We start from the raw sequence: 5,583 nt of genomic DNA on the forward strand, positions 1-5,583 counted from the left end.
GCACCCGGTCGCCGACGCGCACGCGGAGCCCCGCCCTGCGCCCGACCCCAGGACCCAGCGCGCCGCCCCCATAGTCGCCCCCCCCGGCGCCGGGGGCTACTCCGCCAAGGACATCGAGGTGCTGGAGGGGCTGGAGCCCGTGCGGCGGCGGCCTGGCATGTACATCGGCGGCACCGACGAGCGGGCGCTGCACCACCTGTTCGCCGAGGTGCTCGACAACGCGATGGACGAGGCGGTGGCGCTGCACGCCAAGCTCATCGAGGTGAGCCTGGACGCCGACGGCGCCCTCTCCGTCCGCGACGACGGCCGCGGCATCCCCGTGGACCCCCACCCCAAGCACCCGGGCAAGTCGGCGCTGGAGGTGATCCTGACGGTCCTGCACTCCGGCGGCAAGTTCTCCGGCAAGGCCTACGAGACCTCCGGCGGGCTGCACGGGGTGGGCGTGTCGGTGGTCAACGCCCTGTCGGACCGGCTGGACGTGACCGTCTGGCGCGACGGGTTCGAGTGGCGCCAGGCCTTCTCCCGCGGGCACCCGCAAGGGCCGATCGAAAAGCTCGGCCCTTCGCGCAAGCACGGCACGCTGGTCCGCTTCACCCCCGATCCGGACATCTTCGGCGAGGACGTGGCGTTCAAGCCGGCGCGGCTGTTCCGCATGGCGCGGGCCAAGGCCTACCTGTTCCGCGGCGTCGAGATCCGCTGGAAGTGCGCCCCCGAGCGCATCCAGGACCAGACCCCGGCCGAGGCCGTCTTCCACTTCCCCAACGGCCTGGCCGACTACCTGAAGGAGCGGATCGGCGACATCGAGACCGTCACCCCCGAACCCTTCGCCGGCCGCATCGCTCGCGCCGAGGGCGGCGGCGCGGTGGAGTGGGCGGTGGCGTGGAGCGGCGCGGGCTTCGGCGAGGCGGACGGCTTCACCCAGTCCTACTGCAACACCGTGCCGACGCCGGAGGGCGGCACCCACGAGGCGGGCCTGCGCGCCGTGCTCACGCGCGGCCTCAAGCAGTACGCCGAGCTCACCGGCGACAAGCGCGCCGCCATCCTGACCGCCGAGGACGTGGCCGCCCAGGCCGGCGCCCTGATCAGCGTCTTCGTCCGCAACCCGGAGTTCCAGGGCCAGACCAAGGAGCGCCTCTCCTCCTCCGACGCCCAGCGCCTGGTGGAGACCGCGCTCCGCGACCCCTTCGACCACTGGCTGACCGCCCAGCCCAAGGCGGCCACGGCCCTGCTCCAGTTCGTGGTGGAGCGGGCCGAGGAGCGGCTGAAGCGGCGCAAGGACAAGGAGGTCGCTAGAGCCTCGGCCACCCGCAAGCTCCGCCTGCCCGGCAAGCTCGCCGACTGTTCGGGCTCCGCCATGGACGGCTCGGAGCTGTTCATCGTGGAGGGCGATTCGGCCGGCGGCTCGGCCAAGCAGGCGAGGAACCGCGCCACCCAGGCCATCCTGCCGCTCCGGGGCAAGATCCTGAACGTCGCCTCGGCCTCGGGCGAGAAGGCCGGCGGCAACAAGGAGCTGGCCGACCTGATGCTGGCGCTGGGCTGCCACGGCGGCTCCCGCTATCGCGAGGAGGAGCTGCGCTACGACCGGGTGATCATCATGACCGACGCCGACGTGGACGGCGCCCACATCGCCAGCCTGCTCATCACCTTCTTCTACCGCACGATGCCGGAGCTGATCCGCGGCGGTAAGCTCTACCTCGCCCTGCCGCCTTTGTACCGTATCAGCCACGGCGCCCAGACTGCCTACGCCCGCGACGACGCCCACAAGGACGAGCTGCTGGCCGGGACCTTCAAGGGCAAGAAGCCGGAGATCGGGCGGTTCAAGGGCCTGGGGGAGATGATGCCGGCCCAGCTGAAGGAGACCACCATGGACCCTAAGAAGCGGACGCTCGCCCGGGTGGCGCTGCCGCGGGCGGAGGAGGCGGTGCAGGACCTGGTGGAGACGCTGATGGGGCGCAAACCGGAGCTGCGGTTCCGGTTCATCCAGGAGAATGCGGAGTTCGCGGCGGAGGATTTGGATGTTTGAAGGAGCTTTGACCTGCCGACGGCCTGTCAGGCTATGGACATAACCGTTCGCCATTCAGCGCTCGTGACTGAAAATCTACGTTTGCCGGTTAGTTCACGAACCACTGCTCGCATATGCATTGCACCATAGATGACAGCAATGGAGACCTGGCCCTGACTGCCAGCAAGCTCTTTGCTCAATCGTTCGATCAGCCTTTCATCCCGCGCATGAAGAATAGCTTGGGTCAAAGCTCCCGTCTCCGGAGAGATGGCTAGAACCTCCTTGAGCGACGGCTGAGCCTCGCAACCCATGTCCTTGGCTAAGGCCGCCTTGGAAGTAAACCAACGCCGCTTCAGTCCGAGCCAGGGTGATATGACGTAGAGAAGCCCCCTTATCCACAAGGGCACCTTATGCCATTCAATCGAAAATTCCTCATGAGTGAGATCTGCGTGGACAATCGAAGCAGACGAGTTGGTCCCGTCGAAACGAGGCTGCACAATTAGGCCGGCCATGGCGCGCGATCCGACCAGCCATCGGTAGGATCGGGTAATTCTCGCTACGACTGGAGAACGAACGCCTTCGAACAGCACAACATCGTGCGTCAGGGCGTCTCGATAGACTTCCTCGTAGAAGCCAGGCTCGCCTATGTGCACCATGGGGAACAGAGTCACCCGTGCAGAAGCCTTAGGATCGACGAAAGCCAGACGGGCGGCGCGCACGCCCATCTCCGACACCTCTATGAACTGCATGGCCCCACCGCGATACGCAGGACTGGCTGCTATTGGACGACTTCGCAACAGGCGCAATCACGTCGAGCTTGAGAACGCGGTGTGCCACCGTGCTCGGGCGCGTCAAGGCGACCCGCGTGCCGCGGGCGAGCCTGCGGCTCGACCTTGACCCACCCTGCGCGCGGCGGCTGACGGGTGGGCGTCGGGACGCAGGGCGTCCCGTTGAAGGTTCGACTTGGCCTGCGGCTGCGTCGAACACGGGGCTGGGACTTGGCTCTTCTCCTCCCCTGCGCAGCGGGGGAGGTGGCGCGGTGCGGATACGCGCCGTGACGGAGGGGGCGTCGCCGCGTTACGCTTTCAGGATGAGGACCACTGAACGGGGCAAGTCGGCTGCGAAACGGCTCCGGGGCGAGATGACGCCGCCGGAAGTGCAGTTATGGCTGCGGCTCCGGGGCGTGGGTGACGGACTGCCCAGGTTTCGGCGGCAGCATGCGCTCGGGCCTTACGTACTCGACTTCTACTGTCCGGCGGCGCGGATGGCGATGGAGGTGGATGGGTGGGGGCACAACATGGGGGATCAGCCGGAGCGGGACGAGGCGCGTGATGCGTGGCTCGCAGCGAGAGGGATCGTGGTTCAGCGGATTCCGGCATCTGACGTGCTGGCCGACCCTGACGAGGTGGCGGATGGTCTTATTCGTCAGGCGGTAGCGGCGGCGACGCCCCCTCCGTCGGCTTCGCCGCCACCTCCCCCGCTTCGCAGGGGAGGTGAATAGCTCCCTTCCTTGCACCAGCTCTGGCTTCGATCCGCCGGAGGCGATCGAACCTTCTACACGGGACGCCCCGCGTCCCGACGCTCACGCGTCAGTCGTCGCGCGCAGGGGCGGTCAAGGTCGAGCCTGCAAGGCTCGCCCGCGTAAGCGGGTCGCCTTGACCGGCCCGAGCACGGCGGCACACGCACCCCGCCCGCCACCTTGACTTCCCCGCGCCCGTCTGGGAAGGATCATCCTGGCAACCCCGCCCTGCGCCCCTCTCGGAGCACGACCATGCCTGCGCGTGGCCTTCCGTCGAACGAACTCACCGTTCGGGCGCTTCCTTACTATTACGGCTTTCGATACGCCGGCTGAGGCGATCGCGCTCCGCAAAGCTTCGATCCCCTCCCCGGCGACCGCCCTCCAACGGGCGGCCAATAGGCGTCGCCGCGTGAGCCTCGACCGCGCGGCCTTCCCCCTTGCGAAAGCCCCTTCCATGTCCTCCTCCCCCGCCGTCCTCGACGGCTCCGAGTCCGTCTCCCCCGCTCCCACCCTGGACGATCTCCGCGCCGAAATCGACCGCATCGACGACGCCCTGCTGGAGCTGCTCCAGCGCCGCATGAGCGTGGCCGCCCGCATCGGCGGCGTGAAGGCGTCCGGCCCCGTCAACGCCCTGAAGCTCCGCCCCGACCGGGAAGCGAAGGTGATCTCGCGCCTGCTGGCCAAGGCCGAGCCCGACTGCCGCCAGCTGGCGCTGGGTGTCTGGCGCGAGATCATGGCCGCCGGCCTGGCGCGCCAGGGCGAGCTGGAGGTGGTGGTCTGGGGCGGCCCCGATCCGGCCCACGTGCTCGACAATGCGCGCCGCCGGTTCGGCTCCTCGCCGCTCTATTCCGAGGTGGAGACCTCGGACGAGGCGCTGGCGGCGGCGGCTTCGCGGAACGCCGTGGCCGTGCTGGCCATCGACCCGCGCACCGCCTGGTGGACCCGGCTCGCGGCCCAGCACCGGGACCTGTGGGTGTTCGACGCCATCGACGGTCCCAAGGGGGGCAAGGCGCCCGCCTGCCTGGCCGTGGCGCGCATCGACCCGGCGTCGCTGGCGGGCGGGCGCACCTTCGTGATCTCCGCCGGTGGCGATGCGGGGGGCGGCGAACGCTCCCGCCGGCTGCTGGGGCTGGAGGAGGGCTGGCGGCTGTACGAGGTGGACCGCGCGCCGGACGAGGTCACCGCCATGGACCGCTACCGCGGCGTGATCGGCCGCGCGCCGGCCTTCTCGCTGTCGGTGGAGGCGGTGGTGAGCGCGGTGCAGGCGGGCGGATGAGCGCGTCGGCCGCCACGGCGACGCTGCTGGAGCCGTCCTCGACCCTGGGGTCGAGCGCGGCGGAGCGGCTGGCGGCGTCGCGGCGGCTGGTGGTCAAGGTCGGCTCCGCCCTGCTGATCGAGGCGGCCGCCGGCTCGGTGGACCGCGCCTGGATCGCGGGGCTGTGCGCCGACATCGGGCGGCTGGCGGCCGAGGGGCGCAAGGTGCTGGTGGTGTCGTCCGGCGCGGTGGCGCTCGGGCGGCGGCGGCTTGGCCTGCCGCTGCGGGGCGCGCTGGACCTGCAGACCAAGCAGGCGGCGGCGAGTGCTGGCCAGAGCCTGCTCATGCGCGCCTGGGAAGAGGCGCTGGAGCCCCACGGCTCTCCAGCCGCCCAGGTGCTGCTCACCCGCGACGACACCGAGGTGCGCCGGCGCTGGCTGAACGGCCGCGCCACGCTGGAGCGGCTGTGGGAGCTCGGCGCAACGCCCGTGGTGAACGAGAACGACGCGGTGGCCACGGGCGAAATCCGCTACGGCGACAACGACCGGCTGGCGGCGCGGGTGGCCCAGATGGTGCGCGCGGACCTGCTGGTGCTGCTGTCCGACGTGGACGGGCTCTACACGGCCGACCCGAGGCTCGACGCCGGCGCGCGCCACATCGGCGAGGTGGAGGCGGTGACGCCGGAGATCGAGGCCCTGGCCGGCGCGGCGAACGCGGGCGCGGCGGTGGGCTCCGGCGGCATGGCCACCAAGCTGATCGCCGCCCGCATCGCCCAGGCGGCGGGATGCGCCACCCTGATCGCCGCCG

5 protein-coding genes are annotated in these 5,583 nt (G+C 70.3%); 4 read left to right on the forward strand and 1 reads right to left on the reverse strand.

Annotation, left to right across the window (positions count from 1 at the left end; all coding sequences use genetic code 11):
* On the forward strand, nucleotides 1–2,023 hold a 2,023-nt coding region (gene parE, locus HUV06_RS14360), incomplete at its 5' end, for a DNA topoisomerase IV subunit B (protein WP_371811085.1).
* A gap of 26 nt (nucleotides 2,024–2,049) precedes the next feature.
* On the opposite strand, the gene HUV06_RS14365 is transcribed toward parE, so the two are convergent.
* Entirely contained in the window at nucleotides 2,050–2,751 is a 702-nt protein-coding gene (locus HUV06_RS14365; RefSeq protein ID WP_174301937.1) for a hypothetical protein, read from the reverse strand.
* Between the two features lie 341 nt (nucleotides 2,752–3,092).
* Here HUV06_RS14365 and HUV06_RS14370 point away from each other — a divergent pair, with 341 nt between their 5' ends.
* From HUV06_RS14370 to proB, 3 genes are all read left to right on the forward strand, one after another.
* The gene (locus tag HUV06_RS14370) at nucleotides 3,093–3,503 is read left to right on the forward strand and encodes an endonuclease domain-containing protein (protein ID WP_174301938.1); all 411 of its coding nucleotides are present in this window, start codon (nucleotides 3,093–3,095) and stop codon (nucleotides 3,501–3,503) included.
* 472 nt (nucleotides 3,504–3,975) lie between these two features.
* Nucleotides 3,976–4,797 (forward strand): chorismate mutase, encoded by an 822-nt coding sequence (locus HUV06_RS14375; RefSeq protein WP_174301939.1) that lies wholly within the window; start codon nucleotides 3,976–3,978, stop codon nucleotides 4,795–4,797.
* The coding region (gene proB, locus HUV06_RS14380) for a glutamate 5-kinase (RefSeq protein ID WP_174301940.1) at nucleotides 4,794–5,583 on the forward strand (790 nt) is incomplete at its 3' end. The genes HUV06_RS14375 and proB, both read left to right, overlap by 4 nt.

The sequence above is a fragment of the Caulobacter sp. S45 genome (assembly GCF_903642205.1).
Lineage (GTDB): Bacteria > Pseudomonadota > Alphaproteobacteria > Caulobacterales > Caulobacteraceae > CAHJWH01.